Source organism: Collinsella sp. Sow4_E3 (assembly GCF_052116285.1).
Classification (GTDB): Bacteria; Actinomycetota; Coriobacteriia; order Coriobacteriales; family Coriobacteriaceae; genus Collinsella.
In genome coordinates this window covers 70,471-89,805 of sequence record NZ_JBQKLJ010000004.1, presented here as the reverse complement: position 1 = coordinate 89,805, position 19,335 = coordinate 70,471, and the positions used below count along the sequence as shown (strand labels likewise).

Below are 19,335 nucleotides of genomic sequence, written 5' to 3'. Positions count from 1 at the left end.
CATTATGTTTCGCACGAATTGTTGGACAGATGTGTTTGTCGTCCGCTTGCTCGCCCACAGGGGGCCGGGCGCGGCCAGTGAGATTTCCTGCTCTACAGTCCTGCTCGCACGAAGAGCACATTAAGTGCTCTTCGGCTCGTGCGGAACTCGCGATAAATCTCACTGGCCGCGCCCGGCCCCCTGTGGGCGAGCAAGCTGCGGAAACTCGGTCGGTCCAGAGCAATATCGTGCGAACGAAATTTTGGCTGATAATTTGTTCGCCTGGTTGATCTGGTTGATGCGGTTGTCTATACCCTCCTGTGAACTGAGGAGTATCCCGAACTGTCGGCAGGAAGGAAATGTCCCTCAGTACCGGGTAACTTGAAAAAAGGCGGGGACCCCTGTTGGAGTCTCCGCCTTATATACAGGGGGCGATGTTATTCGCAAGCTGCGGGATTAGACCAGACGGGCGTTGATCGTCTTAGCGATCTCGGCAGCGTCGGTGGAACCCTTAACGGTGGCACGGAAGCCCTCGTCCATGAGCGCCTCGGCGACCTTGGACAGGATCTTGAGGTGCGTGGTGCCGGCCTGGGCACCGGGGATGAGCAGGGCAATAGCCACGTTGACGGGAGCGCCGTCCATGGTGTCCCAACCGGTCACGCCAGAGTCGTCCTTGACGACGATGACGGCGGCCTCGGTAATGGCATCAGACTTGGCATGCGGAATAGCGAAGCCCTCCATCATGCCCGTGGTGCCCTCGGCCTCGCGGGCCAGGAAGGCGTTCATTACGGCGTCGGCGTCGTCAGCGATACCGGCCTTGACAGCCTGGTTGGAGACAAAGCTCAGGGCCTCGTCACGAGAAGCAAAATCCTCGGCGACAAAAACGTTCTCGACCTTCACGAAGTCGGAAGCCTCAGCCTTGGGGGCCTCGACGGCAGCGGCCTTGGGAGCCTCGACCGGCTTAGCGGCAGCGGCGGGAGCGGCCTTCTGATTCTTCTCGAAGTCATACTTCTTGAAAGCAACGAACAGGATGCCACCGACCACGGCGCCGATGAGGATCGCGAGGACCCACAGCGGACCGTTCTCGACAACGGGCAGGACCAGGAAACCACCGTGAGGCGCCGGATCGTGGACGTTGAACATAATGGTCAGAATCGAGGCGATGGAGGAACCGAGCATCATGATGGGCATGACGGGCCAGATGTTCTTGGTCATGAACGGAATGGCGCCCTCGGTGATGTGGGTGCAACCAAGGATGAGGTTGACGATACCGGCGTCATGATCCTCCTGGCTGAAGTACTTCTTGCCGACGATGACGGCGAAGGTGGTGATCAGCGGCGGAACGATGCAGGCGGCGGAGACGGCAGCCATGAAGTTGGTGCCAAAGTTATAGGTGTCGGTGCCGACACCGGCAGCCAAGGCCTCGGTGAGCATAGCGGTACCGGTGACGTAAGCAGCCTTGTTGACCGGGCCGCCCATATCAAAGGCGCACATGCAGCCAATGGCAAGACCCAGGACAACAGCGCCAGAGGCAGACAGACCCTTGAGGAAGTCCATCATGGCGGTGTTAATGGCAGCCATGGGGCCGGAGATGCCGAGCATGACCAGACCGACGATGGCGGTCGAGAACAGCGGGTACAGGAAGATAGCCTTGAGGCCGTCCAGGTTCTTGGGCAGCTTGGCAAAAACCTTCTCGAGCAGCAGGATGACATAGCCAGAGAGGAAGCCGCCGACGATGCCGCCCAGGAAGCCGAAGCCCACGCCGGCACCGCCGGCATCGATCATGCCGGTCTCGGCATTAACGGGCAGGCCCTGGATGGCGATCATACCGGCGACAAAGCCGGGAACGAGCGCCGGGCGCTTGCCGATGGACTCGGCGATATAGGCGGAAAGCACGGGAACCATGAGGTTCATGGCGATGCCGCCGATGATCTTGAGCATAGCGGCAAAGCTGTTGTAGTCGGCAGCCGTCGAATCGAAGGACGTGATGCCCCACAGGAACGAAACGGCGGTCAGAACACCACCGGCAACGACGAAGACCAGCATGTGGCTGACGCCGTTCATGAGGTGCTTATAGATGATGTGACCGATGGACTCCTTCTCCTCGACCTCATCCTCGACATCGGCAGCAGCCGCAACCGTGTCGTCGCCCTTGGCGGCGAGAGCACGGTCAATCAGCTTGCCGGCAGCCTCGACGGACAGGGCCTTGGAAACACCGACGGAAACCATGGGCTTACCGGCGAAACGCTCCGCCTGGACATCCTTATCGGCTGCGACGACGACGGCCTTGGCACCGGCGATCTCACCCTTCGTGAGTTCGTTCTCGACACCGACCTGGCCATGAGTCTCGACCTTAATGGTCAGACCGCGCTCGGCAGCCGCCTTCTCCAGCGCCTCTTTCGCCATGAAGGTGTGCGCGATGCCGGTCGGGCAACCGGTGGCGGCGATGATGTCAAACTTAGCCATGTGTCCCTCCTTCTTGAGTACTGCGCCCGCGGGCGCTCCCCTACACGCGCTACGGTGCGCGCTTTTCCACTCCTGAAAGATACCAAGCCACCGCTTATATGAGAAGCAATCAAGCCTATTTCTCCGGTGAAAGGTTCTTTCACAACCGTAAACGGTCGATGAAAGTTTACCATCAACTTTTGAAACAGCAAGGTGTATCTTGTAATTGAAATCCCCGTATACTAGAGCGGCACACAACAAGACAGCTTTTAATGCCAACCAGGAGTCATCCATGTCCGATAGCAGCAAGAGCGCACTCTCCCTTATTAGCACGCACAAGGGATACAGCGAGTCCGAGCAGCGCATTGTCGACTATATCCTAGAGCACCAGTCCGAGGCACCGCTCCTAACAGCCGCGCAACTCTCGCGCGCCGCCGCAACCTCCGAGGCCACCGTCTCGCGCTTCTGCCGCAAGCTGGGCTTTGGAAGCTTTCGCAGCTTTCAGTTTTCGCTGGCGCGCGATCTGGAGAGTCAGCGCAGTGAAGGCCTCACAGACGAGGTCTCGCTCGATAATATGGAGCAGAGCCTCAAAAACATCCTCGCCGCAAAGGTCAGTGAACTCAATGCGACCATCGATGGCATTGATCACGATACACTGGCAGCCGTCGTGCACGCGTTTAAGAACGCAGGGGCTATCGAGTTTGCAGCCGTAGGTAATACCAACGCCGTTGCGCTTGACGCGACGTTTAAGTTTTCGCAACTGGGCCTTCGCTGTATGTCAAGCACCATCAGCGAGACATCAATCGGCTTTGCGCTCACGTTGCGCCCCGGCGACGTTATCGTGCTGATCTCGAACTCTGGCAAGTCGCGTCGACTGAATCGCATGGCAAAAGCGGCTCGAGGCTGTGGTGCCACCGTAGTCGTCATCAGCAGCGACAGCAAGTCTCCGCTTGCTCGCCTAGCCGACTACACCTTTAATACCGTGAACCACGAGGCGCTGCTCACCACGGGCGACTTTGCGTTCTCCAAGATCAGCGCCACGATGATCATCGAGGTTATCTACAACTTCCTGCTGCCCGAAATCGAGGACGCCCGAGAGCACATTAGCTACTACGAGGAGCTTATCCAGCCGGATAAGGTCGTGGAATAGAAATTTTGGCGAGCCGACAAACGCCACTCGCCACGAAACCGGCCCATCTACTACGTTTTATCAGTATGGCCCAACCACATACCGAAAATAGAAAAACCGCAGGCGTTCTACCTGCGGTTTTCTTTTTGCAATTCAAGGCGTGGTTGCCGATAGCCTATTAAACGTAGTAGATGGGCCGGTTTCGTGGCGGCCGGGTCGAACATACATGTAACGGCTCGGCCTAAGCACGCGCTTCCTCGAGCATCTGCTTAGCATGCGCCAAGCTCGCCTCCGATTGATCGCCACTCAGCATACGGGCGATCTCTGCGGTACGGGCGTCCCCGGCCACCTCATCCAGATGGGTTTGGGGAACGTCGCCCGGCTCTTTGCTCACCACGTAATGTTTGTCGGCCATGACGGCGACCTGCGCCAGGTGCGTTACGACAATCACCTGATGCGTTGCGGCAAGATCTGCCAGAACGCTCGCAAGGGCGCGTGCAGTAGAGCCGCCAACACCGGCATCGACCTCGTCGAACACCAACGTATCCACGCCGTCCGCGTTACCCAAAACAACCTTGCTCGCCAGCATGACACGGCTCAGCTCGCCGCCGGACGCAATGCGGCGCAGGGGGCGCGGCGTCAATCCGGCACCGCTACGATACAAAAGCTCGTAGCTCGAAGGGCCCGCCGGCGTCCACTCGGCGCGCGGAAGATCGCGCGAGTCCCAAACGAGCTCGGCGCCGCCCATCTCCAGGCGCGCCATCTGACGGCCAACCTCGTGACAAAAGCGCGGGGCTGCCGTATTGCGTGCACGCTTAAGTGCCTTGGCGGCGGCGAACAGTTCGCGCTCTGCCGCGCCAAGCGCTTCGCGCGCCTTCTTAATCTGCTCATCACCATCGTCTACCAGCGACAACAGCTCTCGCGAGCTATCGCGCATGGCAAACACGTCGTCCATGGTGGGACCCCACTGACGCAAAAGTCCCTTAAGATCGGAATACCGCTCGCGCATACGAGCCAGCTCGCGCGGATCGAAGGCGACCCCATCTCGATAGGCGCGCAGCTCATTGGCACAATCCTCGAGCGAGATGCAGGCATCCGAAAGCGCATCGGCGATAACACCCAGCTTGCGATCGACAGTAGCCATGCGCGAAAGCTCCGCGACGGCACTGTTCACGGCATCGAGTGCTCCCCCTTCGGCAGCAAGCGACGCATGGGCATCGTTGGCCGTTGCCACCAACACCTCGGCATGCTCGGAGCGCGGCAGCAGCTCCTCGAGCTCCTCATACTCACCCGGCTTGGGGTCGACCTCGGCGATACGCTCCAGAGCGAAGCGCGCTTCCTCGACACGACTCCCCTGCGCGCGTGAGGCCTCTTCGACGCGACGGACCTCTTTGGCAGCCGCGCGAGATGCCTTAAGGCAAGCACGATAGCGATCGAGCGCCTCGAGCGCCGGGCGCCCCGCCCATGCATCGACCATGGCAACATGATGCGCCGGGTCGAGCAGGCGCTGGTGCTCGTGCTGGCCGCAAAGATCCATCATCACGCCGACGCGCTCCGAAAGCTCACGCACGCTGGCGATGCGGCCGTCAATTTTTACGCGGCTGCGACCCTCGGCAGAAAGGCTGCGCTGCACGGTGAAGCCCTCCGTATCGTGCGGGCCGTCAAACAGGCGCGCCTCGACGTTGGCAAGCGTCTCGCCCTCGCGCACCGTCGACGAATCCGCGCGCTCACCCAAAATGAGCTTAAGCGCCGAGAGCAAAGCAGTCTTACCGGCGCCGGTCTCGCCGGTCAGAACCGTTAAGCCCGCGCTCGGAACCAACGTCGCCTCGCGAATGAGGGCAATGTTGGAAACCTGCAGCTCATCGATCATGACGCACTCCGTAGAACACGCGGCTCACCGAGTTATAGAAGCTCTCGGGGCCGTAATCCAGCAGCAGTACATCGCCGGGACCGCGACGCACGGCCACGCTCTCGACCGTGCCATCGCAGGTAATAAACTGTCCATCGATGGCGATCGCAGGCACGCTCGGGCGGTCATCGGACATAAAGATCTCGACGACATCGCTTGGCGAGGTCAAAAAGGCGCGAGCCTGAATGGTATGTGGGGCGATGGGCACGCAAACCATGCCCGTGTAATCGGGACTGACGATGGGGCCGCCGGCGGAAAGCGCGTAGCCGGTGGAACCGGTCGCTGTCGAAACGACGACGCCGTCACCGCGCAGGCGGTCGATATGATGGCCAGACACCGTGATGTCAAACTCAACCATATCGGACAGGGGCCCGCGCGTAAGCGCCATATCGTTAAGAGCAAACGTGCGCACGACATCCTTCGTGCCATCTTCGCGTACCGAAACGATATCCGCGGCGAGGGTGGCGCGGCGACTCACATGGAGCTCTCCGGAAAGGGCATCGCTCACGACCTGCAAAATATCGCGATCCTCGGGGCTCGCAGCAGTCAAAAAACCCAAATGACCATAGGAAAGGCCCAGAATGGGGATCTCGCGGTAGTTGAGAATGCGGGCGGCACGCAACAGCGTGCCGTCGCCGCCGAGCGTAATGACCAGGTCGGCATCGTCAACATCGGGCGCACGCTGGATCTTGGAACGCTGATCGGCAGCCCATGCGACCTCGTAACCCTGGCGCGAAAGCCAAAGCTCGAGCATTAGGCCGCTCTCGACCGCCTCTTGCTTGTAGTAATTGGGAACCAGAAAGACCTTCATAGCGTTGCAGCTTTCTCGCTCAAAGCCGTTACCTGTGATTGCAGCTCATCGTCGGCACGCTCGCCAGAGGCAAACCTCGTGCCGTACAGGAAAAACTCGACGTTGCCCTTGGCGCCATGGATGGGCGACACGCACACGTCGAGCGGAAACAGGCCCTTGGCGGCAAAGAGCTCAATCGCCGCCATAAGCGTATCGCGGCGGACGGAGGGGGCGGTCACGATACCGCCCTCGCCCACCAGCGCAGCCGGCGCCTCAAACTGCGGCTTTACGAGCGTGCAGAACGAACCCGAAGGCTTCAGGCACGCCAACACGGCGTCGATGATATGCGCGATACTCGTAAACGACACATCGCAGACAGCCAAGTCGATAGCGCCGCCGTATCCAAGCTCGGGCAGCTGTGTCACGTTGGTGCGCTCATGGAGCGTCACGCGCTCGTCTTGGCGCAGCGACCAATCAAACTGTGCGCGACCCACATCGACCGAAACGACCGTTGCGGCGCCACGCTTGAGCAGGCAATCGGTAAAGCCGCCCGTGGAGCAGCCCACATCGAGGCAAGCAAGTCCCATGGGATCGATTCCAAACGCATCGAGCGCGCCCTCGAGCTTGAGCCCGCCGCGCCCCACGTAGGGAATACGGCCCTTCACGTGCAGGGGCAGACCGGGCGTCACCTTAAGGCCCGGCGAGGTCAAACGCTCGCCGCCACTCGAGACCAAGCCGGCCATAAGAGTGCGAAGGGCATCCGCGCGATCGGCGCAGATGCCCTGTGAAATCAGTTCGTCATCGAGACGCACGCGTTTCATGAATGCCATCAACCATTCGTATCCGGAGACGCGGCCTGGCTATCCTGGGATTCGTTTGCCGCATCCTCATCGTATTCCTGCTCGAGCTTATCGGCCTCACGAGGCGTCAACTCAAACTTGTCGACCATATCGACCGCACGGGAGCCAAGTTCGATCGCCTCGTCAAACAAATCGAGCGAACGCTCCAAGGACGTATCCTTGGAACGAACGGTAGCGATGATCTGGTCCAAGCGGTCCGAGATCTCGTCGAAGTTGCGGACGGAACCCTCTGGCATGGCTACTCCTCGACGGTACCGGTCTCGACCTCGGCGACCTCGGCACCCTCGTCGAGAACGCCGGCCGCAGCCTGAGCGGCTGCAACCTTGGCGGCAGCCTCGGCGGCCTGGGCCTCCTCGCGGGCGCGGTCCTCGGCCAGCAGCTCCTGATACAGGTCCTCGCCCGGCAGCTCCTCGCTACGCGCGATCTTGCCCAGCACGCCATTGACAAACGACGCGGACTGGTCGGTGCCATAGGCCTTGGCAAGCTCTACAGCCTCGTTGATCACGATGGCGTCCGAGACCTCCTCGTCGGTGAGGAAGCGCATCTCATAGACGGCGATACGCAGCAGATTGCGATCGGCGCCGGGCATGCGCATAAGGTCCCAGTTCTTGGCGATGGAGCGCAGGGCGCAGTCGATGCGGTCGATATACTCGTAGGCACCGCGGCACAGCTCCAGAGCGTAGGGGTCGAGGGGACCCTTCGAGATCAGGAAATCGCCCTCGAGGACGCGCTCGAGCGGGCTGTCCGTGGCCTCGGCCTGGAACAGCAGCTGCAGCGCCTGACTGCGGGCAAGCGTACGCCCGCGATAAACCTTAAGGCTCAAAGGTTACTCCTTGGGGAAAACGAGGCCGTCGATGCAAACGTCAACGCGCTCGACCTCGACGCCTACCTGGGCATCGATAGCTGCGACCACGGCGGAGCGAACGGCCTCGGCGAGTTTCTTGAACGGATAGCCAAAGAACACCACGACGCGCACGGTGAGTGCGAGCTTGTCGCCGATGACCTCGGCCTCTACCGGCGGCTCGGAAGCCGGGGCCTTGGACGAAAACATCATGGAGACAAGGTTGGTGGCAAGGTCCTTGACGCCCACGGAGGCGATGCCCTCGACATCCGTGACGGCGCGCGAGACGATGGCGGTCAGAACATCGGGCGAAATACCGATGCCGTCAATCTTGATTTCCTGGGGCATGAGTCCTCCTAGAAGAGTTGGTTGCTAGACGCGGGAGACGAACTTGCCGTCGCGGGTGTCAACCTTGATGACCTCGCCCTCGTTGAGGTACATCGGGACCTGGATGACAGCACCGGTGTCGATGGTGGCCGGCTTAGTGGAACCCTGAACGGTGTCGCCCTTAAAGCCCGGGTCGGTCTGGACGATGGTGGTCTCGATGAACATCGGCGGGGTCACACCCATGAGCTCGTCGTCGGCGAAGAGCAACTGGCAGGTGTCGTTCTCGCGCAGCCACTTGGAGTTCTCGCCCACCATGTCCTCGGGAACGGGAACCTGCTCGTAGGACTCGTTGTCCATGAAGATGTAGTCGGCGCCGTCGTTGTAGAGGTACTGGAACTCACGGGTGGTGAGCATGACGCTCTCGAACTTGGTACCGGCGTTGCAGGTGTTCTCGACGACACGACCGCTCTTGATATCGCGGGTCTTGTAGCGCACAAAAGCACCGCCCTTGCCCGGCTTGACGTGCTGGAACTCGACGATGGTGTAGACCTTGTCCTTAATGCGGAGACCGAGGCCGTTCTTGAAGTCGGCGGTAGAAATGGTAGGCATAGCGACCTTTCTTGTTATGGGTAGAACGCACTAGCGTCCAAATTACATACGAGCGAAATTATACACTTGCAGGCGGCGCCTGCGGCGAGCGCATAAAAAGAGAACGCGGGGCGCCCGAATCATTTCGGACGCCCCGCTTCCAAAATCGAACTGAATGGCTTAGCAGTCGATGACGTGCAAGTCGTGCGGGGTCTTGGTGAAGGGCTCATAGCCGTTCTCGGTGACAACACCGTAATCCTCCAAGCGCACGCCGCCCACGCCGGGCAGGTAGACGCCGGGCTCCATGGTGACAACCGAGCCGACCTCGATGATGTTCTTGCTGCGGTTGAAGTTGGGCAGCTCGTGGATGTCGATACCGACACCATGGCCCAGGCCATGGTTGTAGTAATCGCCATAACCGGCATCGCCGATGATCTTCTTGGAAAGCTTGAAGATATCGTTACCCTCGACGCCCGGATGGATAGCGGCGACGCACTCCTCGTGGGTGCGGCGCACGAGCAAGTACAGGTCGAGCTGTTCCTGCGTGGGCTCGCCCATCACGACGGTACGCGTCATATCGGAGCGATAGTCGCAGTAGCCCGCGCCATAATCCATGAGGACGAAATCGCCCTTCTCGATGACACGGTCGCTCGGGACGGCATGCGGGTTGGCGGTGTTGGGACCGCTCGCGACGATGGAGCCAAAGGCCAAGCTGTCGGCACCGTTGGCGAACATAAAGTTCTCGAGCTCGTTGCGGACCTGCTTCTCGGTCATACCGGGCTTAATAAAGCCGAGCATGTGCTGGAAGGCGGCATCGGTGATCGACTGCGCGTGTCGCATGAGCTCGATCTCCTCGGCATCCTTGATGGCGCGCATCTTACGAATGTCGTCATGCATCAGCGGCAGCATGCAGGCGACGGAGCGATCCTCAAGACCACGCTGAATACCCTGGTAAAAGTTAATCTGCATGTCATCCTCGACGGCGCAGACACGACACTTGTTGGCCGCGATCTTGTCGGCAACCCAACCGGGGATGGTGCCCTCGTCCATGTCGTAGACCCAGGGGCTGCCGGCGGGCGTGTTCTCCTCAAAGCTGTTGAGATAGCGCGAGTCGGTATGGAACAGGCATTGATCGGCCGTAATAAATGCGGCGTGCGGAAACTCGAAGGTGTAATCGAAGACGCCCTTCACACCCGTGAGCCAACGGAGGTTGGCCTCATCGCGCACGACGATAGCATCGTAGCCGCGCTCGACCATCAGGGCACGGACACGCTCGATACGACCGGCAGGACCGGCAGCAAACTCAGACATTCAGATTCCTTTCTTATTGTCCTCAAAAAGAGCAGGACGAGCTTCAAACGAATAGCCGAACCACAAGCGATTCGCAACCGATTGAAAACCCGTCCCTCAAAATGATACGAAAGACGATGGATGTCAATAAAGTTAAAAAAGTTCCTTGCGAGAAGCCAGATACGCCTGCGCATGGCGTTCGAGAATCTCGTCCTCGACATTTGTCAGGCGAATGGCGCCGAGCGCCGCGGGCAGCGGCAGCATGCTGCGGTTTGAGCGGGCAAACTGCTGCTTGCGGAACTCCTCGATAAACGCGGTGGGCTCCAAGTCGAAGGCAAGCTCTTCGATGCCAAAGTCCTCCAGGCAATCGTCGAGATCAAACACATTGTCGATATCGAAGTCGCAGGCATCATGTGCTAGGCGCGCCTCAAAGCGCATACCCTCGGAAAGGAGCTGGTATGCGGGAACGTTAGCCGCGGCCTCGCCCAGGCAGGCGCGAAGGGTGCGCTCCCCTGTCTTACCAAAATCGAGTGCATGGCGAGCACTGGGGTTCGTGGCCATGAGCACGTCTTTGCGCGCGGTCTGGGACCACTGCACAGCATTGACGAGCGCGACCTCCTCGCCGGAAAGAATCTCGGGAACAGTCTCGGTAAACTGATTCCAGCGGGACTTGCTGCTCGAAAGCATGGTGCCAACAAGCACCACATAGCCGAGCTTGAGATCCTCGGGGTCCGCCTCGCGAACAAGGTCGAGGTCACACACGACCAAGCCCGATTCGGGACGGAACGCGATAGCGGGAAGCGCATTCGACGACGAGGCGACGAGCGGCTTCATGGTCGTCGCGACCGTGAGCATGGCGTCGAACGTTGTCGGCAGCAAGGCGCACTCGGTGCGACCGCACCACTGATTAGCACACCAGCTAACAACCGAGCAGGTTGCGGCATCACCAACGGCGACAACCAGATCGTCGCAGGTAATGCCGTTGGCAGATAGGGCGCCAAAGATGGCATCGGCATCGGCCAGCGTGGCACCAGCAGGCGAAATCTCGAGTGGGAGCTGCGACACGACAAAACCGGCATCAACCAGCGCATGCTCGACGACCTCGCCAAAACGCTCTGACGTGGCGTCGCTCCAAACCACCAACGCGCGCTTAGGCTTGCCCACAGCCGAGGCAAACATGCGCGACAGCTCCTCGAACGCGCCCAATCCGACGCGGACATCGACACTGCGGTTTTGGAAATTGATCAGTTGACGGCGAATCATAGCAGCCCACGCTCCAAAAGCATCTCGGCACAAAGGTAGGAAACGTCCTCGAAAGACTTGTTGCGAATATCAAGGGTAATATCGGCGGCCTGGCGATATAGCGGACGGCGATGCTCAAACAGGCGCGCGGCATGCTCGGGCGAACGGAAATCGGGACGCGTGTCGGACCGACGAATCTGGCGAATCGAATCCTCAAAGTCACCTTCGAGATACACACAGATACCCATCTGGTGCATAAGCTCAATATTCACCGGAGTCTCGACGATACCTCCGCCGCAGGAAACCAGCAGGCTGCGCTCGCTTTGGAGCGAACGGAGCGCCGAGGTCTCAAGCTCACGAAAACGCTCCTCGCCCTCGGTCTCAAAAATCTCGGTCACCGATTTACCGCAACGACGCACGACAAGGCGGTCGGTATCGATAAAGCGACGTTTGAACATAGTGCCCACGTTGCGCGCAAGCGTCGATTTGCCCGCGCCCAAAAAGCCGATAAAGAAGATATGGTCGCAGCCGTGTTTGGTGTGCTGGGACATAGCGAGACCTATTCCTCGCAGGGAAGGTCGCGCAGGGCCCGGCGCTCAAAGATACGGAAGATCTGCGTATACCACAGGTCCTGAGTGGCCTGCGGCTTTACCAGGATGGTATCGACGCCGGCGAAATTGCCGCTCCATACGTCCGTGTAGAGCTGATCACCGATCAGCACCGCCTCGTCGGCCGTGGCGCCGAGGCGCTTAAGACCCGCCATGAGGGCAAACGGAGCCGGCTTCATGGCGTGGCTAATTGCCTCGAGTCCCAGCTCGCGTGCAGAGCTCATGACCTGGTCGCGATGCCAGTTGTTAGACACCATGCACAGCTTAAAGCCTTTGGCGCGGGCGGCGTCGAGCCAAGCGGAAACCGCGGCGGGAACCTGCTCGGTGTCGCGCGGCACCAGGGTGTTATCGCGATCGAGCAGAATGGCGCGTTTGCCGTCGGCCCACAGGGTATCAAGGTCGATGCGGTCGACGGATGCAACATATCGTTTGGGGCTGAAAATCCTCATGTTTAATTCCAAGACTGTTGGTGCTCTTCGTAGGTTTGCGAGAAGTACTCCTCGTCCTGCGTAATGTAGAAATACAGGTCATCGGAGTCGGTCGGCTCAAGCGTGGCCTTGAGTGCCTCGAGCGACGGGGAGCAGATGGGCGTGGGTGGCAGACCCTCGTGCTTATAGGTGTTGTACGGACTATCGCTCTGCAGGTCGTCGGCGGAAACCTCGCCACCGGTGACATACATCATGGTCGCATCGCTGTTGAGATAACGCAGACCATCGAGCTTGCCGGCAAGGCGGTTGTAGAAGACCGAGGCGACATGTGCGCGCTGCTCGGCGTTGAGACCCTCGCGCTCAACGATGGAAGCGAGATTGATGATGTCGTAATCGGACATCTCCACGCCGTAACGCTCTTTGATCTTGGCCTCGCACCCGGCAAAATCGAGAGACTTGTACTCGGTGTTGAACTGATCGAGCATGGCGCGGATAACGTCATCGGCGCTCGGGTCCTTGCCCAGCGAATAGGTCTTGGGGAACAGAAAACCCTCGAGCGAATCGTTGGCGGCGCCCTTAAGGAAGCTATAGTCGTCCACGTAGTTGGAGGCCTTGGCCTGGTTGAGGAAGTCTTCCTTAGAGATGCTGTCGTAGGCCTGGGCCACACGGTCGGCGACTTGATCGACCGTTAGACCCTCGGGAATAGTAAGCGCATTGTAGCCCGCATTGGGGCCTTCCATGAGCTGCTGAACAACCTTGGTCGCATCCATGAATGTGGTGAACGAATAGGTACCAGGCTTGAGCGACATATCGGCATTGAGCTTTTTGACCGCCGCATAGTAATCCTTGGGATTTTCGACGATATGGTTCTCGGAGAGGATCGAGGCGATGGTGTCGCCCGAAGCACCGTCGGGAATGGTCACCGTAACCTGCTGACCAGCCGTAACCTTCGTATCCTCACCGGCAAAGAAGCCCTTGACGGCCGGCACGACAAAGAAAGCGATCACAGCAAGCGCGAGCACCGCCACCACAACGCCGATGATCATGGGAACCGGAGAACTCTTCTTTTGAGCACCGCGTCGAGCACGCGTGTCGTAGCTCGAGCGGGTCGCCGGAGCAACGCCATGCAAACCGCGAGCATGATGCGAATGAGATTGGGTAGCCTGCGTTCGCCGGACAGGTGCCTGCTGCTTAAAGCGGGTACCGCCTGCGGGCTGGGCCGTACGAGCAGTGGGCTGCTGTGCCGCGCGAGAAGCCGGATGCTGAACCGAACGAGCAGTGGGCTGCTGACCCGTCCGTTGAGCAGGTTGAGCCGAACGAGCAAAGGGCTGCACCGGGCGCGCGCCAGGCTGAGCTGCGCGCTGCGTCGGCTGTGCCGGACGCTGGCCAGGCTGGGCAGGGCGCGACGCGGCCTGACGTGTACGATTCGGCTGGCGCGGATCGGAAGCGCTAGGCATGCGTAACCTCCTCGTTTTTACGATCGAGCCACGTCTGCAAAAACAGGCTGGCGGCAATCATGTCAATCTTGCCCCTCATCTGCTTTTCGTTGAGGCCCTGCTCGCGCAAGATACGCTTTGCCTCTTGCGAGGACAGACGCTCGTCCTCAAACTCCAACGGAAGATCGAGCTCGTCGGCGATCTTTTGCGCCACGGCGGCGACGCGCTCGGCCTGGGGGCCGGGCTCGCCGGCCATGGTCAAGGGACGTCCGCTTACCAGGATATCGGGCTCATAGTCCTCGACCAGGTAACGGAACGTCTTGGCCATACCGGTGACCTCGGCGGCCAGGAGTACCTTGACGGGCATCGCCATCTTGCCATCACGGCTCGAGACGGCAATGCCAATCCTGGTTTCCCCTATGTCCAGTGCGAGCGCGACCACAGCGACTACTTCGGTTCTTAGGCGCCCAGCGCGGTCTTAGCGGCCGCGAGGGCATCGGCGATACCGGCGGCGTTCTTGCCACCGGCCTGGGCCATGTTGGGACGGCCGCCACCGCGACCATCGACCAGGCCGGCAATCTGCTTGATCACGTTGCCGGCGTGGAAACCGGCCTTGACGGCATCATCGGAGCCGGCGGCGAGCAGCGCCGGGGTGCCCTTCTCGGTCACGCTGGCGACGACGCAGGCGACAGGGCCGGCGACCTTCTGGTGCACGGTGTCCCAGACGTTGCGCAGGTCGGCGGCCTCAAGGCCCTGGAGCTCGGCGACAACGAGCTTGTAGCCGTCGAGCTCGACAGCGCCGTCGATGGCACTGGAAATGGCGTCGGAGGAGCCACCGGTGAGCGCCTTCTTGAGCTTGCCGGCGGTCTCGCGCAGCTCGGCCTGCAGGTTCTCAACGCGGGCGGGAACCTCGTCGACGCGGCACTTGAGCGCAGCGGCAGCGGCGTCAACGAGTGCCAGGCGGTCGGCCATGTAATCGAGGGCACCCTTAGAGGTCACGGCCTCGATACGGCGGACGTTGGAGCCCGTAGAGGACTCGGAAATGATCTTGAACAGGCCGATCTCGGCAGTGTTGGCGGCATGCGTGCCACCGCAGAGCTCGCGGGAGAACGGCTGGTCCTCGGCGCCTACGGAAACGACGCGGACAACGTCGCCGTACTTCTCGCCAAAGAGGGCGACAGCACCGGCGGCCTTGGCCTCGTCGATGCCCATGACGCGGTTCACGACCGGCTTGGAAGCGAAGATCTGCTGGTTGACCAGGTCCTCGACAGCCTTGAGCTGCTCGGAGGACAGGGCCTCAAAGTGCGTGAAGTCAAAGCGCAGGTGCTCGGGCGTCACCAGCGAGCCGGCCTGGGAGACATGCTCACCCAGGACCTGCTTAAGCGCGGCGTCGAGCAGGTGGGTGGCGGTGTGGTTGCGGCGCAGGAAGCCACGGCGCTCGGCGTCGAGCGCGGCGGTCACGGTAGCGCCGACGGTCAGCGTACCCTCGGCAACGTGGGCGACGTGGGCATACAGGCCGTTGTGGTTCTTGGTGTCGGCAACCGTCAGCGTAACGCCCTCGGCGGATAGCTTACCGGCGTCGCCCTGCTGGCCGCCCATCTCGGCATAGAACGGGGTGCGGTCGAGCACAACCTCGACGTCCTCGCCGGCGGCAGCGGACTCGACGGACTCGCCGTTGCGCACGATGGCGACAACCTTGGCACCCTCGATGACGTCGTTGTCATAGCCGTCGAACTCGGTCGCGGCAACTTTGTCGGAAAGCTCGACCCACACGTCGTTGAAGCTGCCCCAGGCGTCGCCCTTGGCGTTGGCGCGGGCGCGGGCCTTCTGGTCCTCCATGCAGGCGGTAAAGCCGTCCATGTCGACGTCGTGGCCAGCGGTACCGGCGATCTCGACGGTCAGGTCGATGGGAAAACCAAAGGTGTCATGCAGCTTAAAGGCAACATCGCCCGGAAGGACAGCGCCGTCGGCGAGCGCGGCCAGGGCCTCGTCCAGGTAAACGCGGCCGTTGTCGAGCGTCGTGGAGAAGCGCTCCTCCTCGGAGGCGACGATACCCTTGACGAGCGCGACGTTCTTGAGCAGCTCGGGATAGGCCTCGCCCATCTGAGCGTTGACCTCGTCGATGAACTTGGTCAGGAAGGCGCCCTCGATACCCAGCAGGCGACCGTGGAACACGGCGCGGCGGAGCAGGCGGCGAAGGACGTACTCGCGGCCCTCGTTACCGGGGAGGATGCCGTCCGAGATCATGAAGTCAACGGCACGGGAGTGATCGGCGATGATACGCAGCGAGCGGCTGGCACCGGAGTAATCGTCGGCGTCATAGGTCTTGCCGCTGATCTCCTCGCCCAGCTTGATAAGATGCTGCATCAGATCGCCGTCGTAGTTAGCGGTCTTGTGCTGCATGATAGCGGCCATGCGCTCCAGACCCATGCCCGTATCGAGGTTGCGGTGCGGCAGCTCCGGCATGGAGCCGTCCTCCTGGCGGTCGTACTGGGTAAACACGAGGTTCCAGAACTCCAGGAAGCGGTCGCAGTCGCAGCCGGGCTTGCAGTCGGGGCTGCCGCAGCCGACCTCCTCGCCCATGTCAAAGTAGATCTCGGAGCACGGACCGCAGGGGCCGGTGGGGCCGGCGGCCCAGAAGTTGTCGTCCTCGCCCAGACGCGAGATGTGATCCTCGGCAACGCCCAGAGAGCGCCACACGTCATGGGTCTCGTCGTCCTCGGTAAAGACGGTGAAGTACAGGCGGTCGAGCGGCAGCTTGAACTCCTTGGTGATGAGCTCAAAGGCCCAAGCGCAGGCCTGCTGCTTGGAGACGCCGCCAAAGGAGAAGTCGCCGAGCATCTCAAAGAAGGACAGGTGACGACCATCCTCGCCGATACAGTCGATGTCGTTGGTGCGGACGCACTTCTGGCAGGAGATAGCGCCGATCTCCTTCATGGTCTTCTTGCCCTGGTAATACTCCTTAAACTGGTTCATGCCGGCGTTGGCAAGCAGCAGCGAAGGATCGTCGGGGACGAGGGACGAAGAAGGATAGAGCTTAAGACCGCGCTCCTCAAAGAAGTTGAGGAACTTAGAGCGAATCTCAGCCGTAGTCATTGACGGGTAGTCAGCACTCATAGAGGGAATCTCCTCGGTTTCACATCGAAACAGTTCAAACGTAACGATATTACCATCCCACCGCGCAAGTGCAAAAAAGAGGGCCGCCAAACAGCGACCCTCCAGCGAATTTGCACGTTATTGCCTATGAACTTGAACTTGAAATGACTTACTGCTCATCATCGTCCATGGAACCGTCGATGCCGGTATTGGTATCGTCGTCCGAGTTGGAATCGTCGTCTTTGGCGAAGGGATTCTTGAAAAAGCCCGTAGCATCGGGCTGAAGGCCCGAGAGCTTGATCCAGGGGTTATCGAGCTCGGGTTTGGGCATGGCCTGGGCCTCGGGCGCAGTCTCGTTACCGATGAGCTCGGACTCATAGATGAACGTATCGTCTCCAAGCGCGTCATAGGCGGCAACCGGGTTGCCCTCGGTATCGCGATAGGGCGTGCCCTTAAACACGGCCCCGTCGTATGCCACGAGCTGGCGGCCGGTCTCGTTCTCAAAGTAGTAGACGAAAATGCCCTTGAGGGCCGCGCACAGCGGAATGGCGATGACCATGCCGATGGGGCCCATGAGTGCCGAACCAATAACGAGGGCCGTCAGACTCATGATGGGATGCACCTGGACCGAGCTCTGCATGACCTTAGGCGAAATGACGTTGTCGGTGACATTTTGTGCCACCATAGTCACGATCAAGGTCCATAACGCCAGCATCGGGCTGAACATAAAGCCGAGCACCGTGGCGATCGCGGCGCTCACCCAGGGACCGACAACCGGGACCAAGTGCATAATGCCCGTAAAGATGGCCATGAGCGCCGCGTAGGGATGGCCAATGAGCGTAAAGCCGATAAAGGCCAAAAAGCCACCGCAAATCGACGTGATGACCATGCCACGCATATAGCCGCCGACCGAGCGTGAAAGGATGGCAACCATAAAGCGGTACGAGGTCTCCTTTTCCTGACCAATGATGGTGCAGACCTCGTGGTGCATACGGGGATAATCGCAGGCCAACCAATAGGCAAGCACCAGACCGAGGAAGATGACGAACAGCTGCGAGGCCGTATTGGTAATGAACGGGAATACACCGCGACCAAGCTCGGCGGCAATCTGAGACACATACTTGGACGCCACGGTAACCAGCGAAGAAAGATTATCGTCCAGAAACTCTTTGAGCGGCGTGTTGTTGAGCGTCTTGGCATGCGAGACCATCTCGTTGAGATCACCGCCCGCAACACGAAGCTGCTCAGGCAGGCGACTCAGGACTTCCATAATCTGGCCAAAGAGAATCGGCGACAAGATGCAAACGACACCGACGAGCACAGCAACGACCACGATCAGCGCGATAAGCGAACCAATGCCACGGTTGACGCCGTGATGCTCGAGCCAGTTAGTAATCGGCGACATCACAAAAGCGATGATGGAACCAACAGCTAGAAACTCGATAACCGGCGCCAAGATACCCATAAGGTTAAAGATGACGGCGGCGATGACAATGCAGCCGACGACGGCCCAAATGCGAAGCGTCAGAATACGGGTATCGCGCAGCGCGCGATCGGTTTGTTGGGGGTGTTCACTCATGAACGAACCATCACTCCGTCGGGGTCGATCTTGTCCTGAACTTTCTTAAGGGTACGGCGCAGCAGGCGCGAGACCTGCACCTGCGAGATGCCCAGCTTCTTGGCGATCTCGATCTGGGTCATGCCCTTTACGAAACGCAGCTCGATAACCTCGCGCTCGCGCGGCGAGAAATCGCGGATGGCCTCCTCAATCACCAGGCGGTCATCGGTGAAGTCGAGCTCGTTGTCGTCGTCGGCGTAACGGTCGAGAATTGAAGGCGCGTCGTCAGAATCGGACGCACCGGGGGCCTCGATGGGCACCGAGGTATAGGCCGAGGACGATTCCATGGCCTCCAGCACCTCGTCAACGGTCACGTCTAGGTACTCAGCGATTTCCTCCACCTTAGGCGAGCGCTGCAGCTCGTTAGTGAGCTTGTCGGTGGCCTGGTTAACCTTGGCAGAGAGCTCCTGTAGGCGACGCGGAACGCGCACACTCCAACCCTTGTCGCGGAAGTGACGCTTGATCTCACCCAAGATGGTGGGCGTGGCAAACGTGGTGAACTCAAGTCCGCGCTCGGGGTCAAAGCGGTCGATAGCCTTGAGCAAACCCAGATAGCCGACCTGCATGAGGTCGTCGAGCGGCTCGCCGCGATTCTTAAATTTGTTGGCAAGAAACCTTACCAGGTTCATATGGGACATGACGAGCTGCTCGCGGGCGTCCGGATCACCGGTCTCTTTGTAGCGACGAAACAGCTCGCGGGTTTTCTCCTTGTCCCAAGCGGTCTTACCGCTCCGGGAACGTTCGGTCAT

At 60.3% G+C, this 19,335-nt stretch carries 18 protein-coding genes; 1 reads left to right on the top strand and 17 read right to left on the bottom strand.

Features of this window, described 5'->3' with window-relative positions:
* Positions 1-435 precede the first annotated feature (435 nt).
* Positions 436-2,445 carry a fructose-specific PTS transporter subunit EIIC gene (locus ACTQ48_RS04375; RefSeq protein WP_441048795.1) on the bottom strand — a complete coding sequence of 670 codons (2,010 nt, stop codon included), beginning with the start codon at positions 2,443-2,445 and terminating at the stop codon, positions 436-438.
* A 271-nt stretch (positions 2,446-2,716) separates the two neighbouring features.
* Between ACTQ48_RS04375 and ACTQ48_RS04370 the strand changes: the two genes are divergently transcribed.
* Positions 2,717-3,574 carry a MurR/RpiR family transcriptional regulator gene (locus ACTQ48_RS04370; RefSeq protein WP_427795869.1) on the top strand — a complete coding sequence of 286 codons (858 nt, stop codon included), beginning with the start codon at positions 2,717-2,719 and terminating at the stop codon, positions 3,572-3,574.
* A gap of 220 nt (positions 3,575-3,794) precedes the next feature.
* Here the strand turns inward: ACTQ48_RS04370 and ACTQ48_RS04365 are convergent, their stop codons facing one another.
* The 16 genes from ACTQ48_RS04365 to ACTQ48_RS04290 all read right to left on the bottom strand — a co-directional run bounded on the left by ACTQ48_RS04365 (position 3,795) and on the right by ACTQ48_RS04290 (position 19,335).
* Positions 3,795-5,423, bottom strand: a complete 1,629-nt coding sequence (locus ACTQ48_RS04365; protein WP_441570222.1) for a DNA repair protein RecN — start codon at positions 5,421-5,423, stop codon at positions 3,795-3,797.
* Positions 5,413-6,273: an NAD(+)/NADH kinase gene (locus ACTQ48_RS04360; RefSeq protein WP_427728169.1), complete on the bottom strand. Its 861-nt coding sequence runs from the start codon at positions 6,271-6,273 to the stop codon at positions 5,413-5,415. The genes ACTQ48_RS04365 and ACTQ48_RS04360 overlap by 11 nt, the downstream gene beginning before the upstream one ends.
* Entirely contained in the window at positions 6,270-7,073 is an 804-nt protein-coding gene (locus ACTQ48_RS04355; RefSeq protein ID WP_441570253.1) for a TlyA family RNA methyltransferase, read from the bottom strand. Before ACTQ48_RS04355 ends, ACTQ48_RS04360 begins: the two co-directional genes overlap by 4 nt.
* A gap of 8 nt (positions 7,074-7,081) precedes the next feature.
* Positions 7,082-7,348, bottom strand: coding sequence for an exodeoxyribonuclease VII small subunit (locus tag ACTQ48_RS04350; protein ID WP_154515533.1), 267 nt, complete (start codon positions 7,346-7,348; stop codon positions 7,082-7,084).
* A gap of 2 nt (positions 7,349-7,350) precedes the next feature.
* Positions 7,351-7,935, bottom strand: a complete 585-nt coding sequence (gene nusB, locus ACTQ48_RS04345) for a transcription antitermination factor NusB (protein ID WP_427717322.1) — start codon at positions 7,933-7,935, stop codon at positions 7,351-7,353.
* Between the two features lie 3 nt (positions 7,936-7,938).
* The gene (locus ACTQ48_RS04340; protein WP_427793770.1) at positions 7,939-8,301 is read right to left on the bottom strand and encodes an Asp23/Gls24 family envelope stress response protein; all 363 of its coding nucleotides are present in this window, start codon (positions 8,299-8,301) and stop codon (positions 7,939-7,941) included.
* Positions 8,302-8,325: 24 nt separating this feature from the next.
* Positions 8,326-8,889 carry an elongation factor P gene (gene efp / locus ACTQ48_RS04335; protein WP_154515524.1) on the bottom strand — a complete coding sequence of 188 codons (564 nt, stop codon included), beginning with the start codon at positions 8,887-8,889 and terminating at the stop codon, positions 8,326-8,328.
* A gap of 159 nt (positions 8,890-9,048) precedes the next feature.
* Positions 9,049-10,179 carry a M24 family metallopeptidase gene (locus ACTQ48_RS04330; RefSeq protein ID WP_441570221.1) on the bottom strand — a complete coding sequence of 377 codons (1,131 nt, stop codon included), beginning with the start codon at positions 10,177-10,179 and terminating at the stop codon, positions 9,049-9,051.
* Between the two features lie 132 nt (positions 10,180-10,311).
* Positions 10,312-11,421 carry a hypothetical protein gene (locus ACTQ48_RS04325; protein WP_441570220.1) on the bottom strand — a complete coding sequence of 370 codons (1,110 nt, stop codon included), beginning with the start codon at positions 11,419-11,421 and terminating at the stop codon, positions 10,312-10,314.
* Complete coding sequence (locus ACTQ48_RS04320) at positions 11,418-11,951, bottom strand: shikimate kinase (protein ID WP_154515515.1); 534 nt, start codon at positions 11,949-11,951, stop codon at positions 11,418-11,420. The genes ACTQ48_RS04325 and ACTQ48_RS04320 overlap by 4 nt, the downstream gene beginning before the upstream one ends.
* Positions 11,952-11,959: 8 nt before the next feature.
* Entirely contained in the window at positions 11,960-12,457 is a 498-nt protein-coding gene (locus ACTQ48_RS04315; protein ID WP_441570219.1) for a YqeG family HAD IIIA-type phosphatase, read from the bottom strand.
* Positions 12,458-12,459: 2 nt separating this feature from the next.
* Positions 12,460-13,893: an endolytic transglycosylase MltG gene (mltG, locus tag ACTQ48_RS04310; protein ID WP_441570218.1), complete on the bottom strand. Its 1,434-nt coding sequence runs from the start codon at positions 13,891-13,893 to the stop codon at positions 12,460-12,462.
* Positions 13,886-14,314, bottom strand: coding sequence for a Holliday junction resolvase RuvX (ruvX, locus tag ACTQ48_RS04305; protein WP_441570217.1), 429 nt, complete (start codon positions 14,312-14,314; stop codon positions 13,886-13,888). The genes mltG and ruvX overlap by 8 nt, the downstream gene beginning before the upstream one ends.
* A 17-nt stretch (positions 14,315-14,331) precedes the next feature.
* Entirely contained in the window at positions 14,332-16,989 is a 2,658-nt protein-coding gene (gene alaS / locus ACTQ48_RS04300) for an alanine--tRNA ligase (protein WP_441570216.1), read from the bottom strand.
* Between the two features lie 148 nt (positions 16,990-17,137).
* Positions 17,138-18,547: an AI-2E family transporter gene (locus ACTQ48_RS04295; RefSeq protein WP_441570215.1), complete on the bottom strand. Its 1,410-nt coding sequence runs from the start codon at positions 18,545-18,547 to the stop codon at positions 17,138-17,140.
* The gene (locus ACTQ48_RS04290; RefSeq protein ID WP_427717298.1) at positions 18,544-19,335 is read right to left on the bottom strand and encodes an RNA polymerase sigma factor SigF; all 792 of its coding nucleotides are present in this window, start codon (positions 19,333-19,335) and stop codon (positions 18,544-18,546) included. The genes ACTQ48_RS04295 and ACTQ48_RS04290 overlap by 4 nt, the downstream gene beginning before the upstream one ends.

Excerpts from the sequence above, each read along its gene's own strand:
- ACTQ48_RS04375 (WP_441048795.1), bottom strand. The coding sequence starts at position 2,445 with ATGGCTAAGTTTGACATCATCGCCGCCACCGGTTGCCCGACCGGCATC.
- ACTQ48_RS04370 (WP_427795869.1), top strand. The coding sequence starts at position 2,717 with ATGTCCGATAGCAGCAAGAGCGCACTCTCCCTTATTAGCACGCACAAG.
- ACTQ48_RS04365 (WP_441570222.1), bottom strand. The coding sequence starts at position 5,423 with ATGATCGATGAGCTGCAGGTTTCCAACATTGCCCTCATTCGCGAGGCG.
- ACTQ48_RS04360 (WP_427728169.1), bottom strand. The coding sequence starts at position 6,273 with ATGAAGGTCTTTCTGGTTCCCAATTACTACAAGCAAGAGGCGGTCGAG.
- ACTQ48_RS04355 (WP_441570253.1), bottom strand. The coding sequence starts at position 7,073 with ATGAAACGCGTGCGTCTCGATGACGAACTGATTTCACAGGGCATCTGC.
- ACTQ48_RS04350 (WP_154515533.1), bottom strand. The coding sequence starts at position 7,348 with ATGCCAGAGGGTTCCGTCCGCAACTTCGACGAGATCTCGGACCGCTTG.
- ACTQ48_RS04340 (WP_427793770.1), bottom strand. The coding sequence starts at position 8,301 with ATGCCCCAGGAAATCAAGATTGACGGCATCGGTATTTCGCCCGATGTT.
- efp (WP_154515524.1), bottom strand. The coding sequence starts at position 8,889 with ATGCCTACCATTTCTACCGCCGACTTCAAGAACGGCCTCGGTCTCCGC.
- ACTQ48_RS04330 (WP_441570221.1), bottom strand. The coding sequence starts at position 10,179 with ATGTCTGAGTTTGCTGCCGGTCCTGCCGGTCGTATCGAGCGTGTCCGT.
- ACTQ48_RS04325 (WP_441570220.1), bottom strand. The coding sequence starts at position 11,421 with ATGATTCGCCGTCAACTGATCAATTTCCAAAACCGCAGTGTCGATGTC.
- ACTQ48_RS04320 (WP_154515515.1), bottom strand. The coding sequence starts at position 11,951 with ATGTCCCAGCACACCAAACACGGCTGCGACCATATCTTCTTTATCGGC.
- ACTQ48_RS04315 (WP_441570219.1), bottom strand. The coding sequence starts at position 12,457 with ATGAGGATTTTCAGCCCCAAACGATATGTTGCATCCGTCGACCGCATC.
- mltG (WP_441570218.1), bottom strand. The coding sequence starts at position 13,893 with ATGCCTAGCGCTTCCGATCCGCGCCAGCCGAATCGTACACGTCAGGCC.
- alaS (WP_441570216.1), bottom strand. The coding sequence starts at position 16,989 with ATGAGTGCTGACTACCCGTCAATGACTACGGCTGAGATTCGCTCTAAG.
- ACTQ48_RS04295 (WP_441570215.1), bottom strand. The coding sequence starts at position 18,547 with ATGAGTGAACACCCCCAACAAACCGATCGCGCGCTGCGCGATACCCGT.
- ACTQ48_RS04290 (WP_427717298.1), bottom strand. The coding sequence starts at position 19,335 with ATGACCGAACGTTCCCGGAGCGGTAAGACCGCTTGGGACAAGGAGAAA.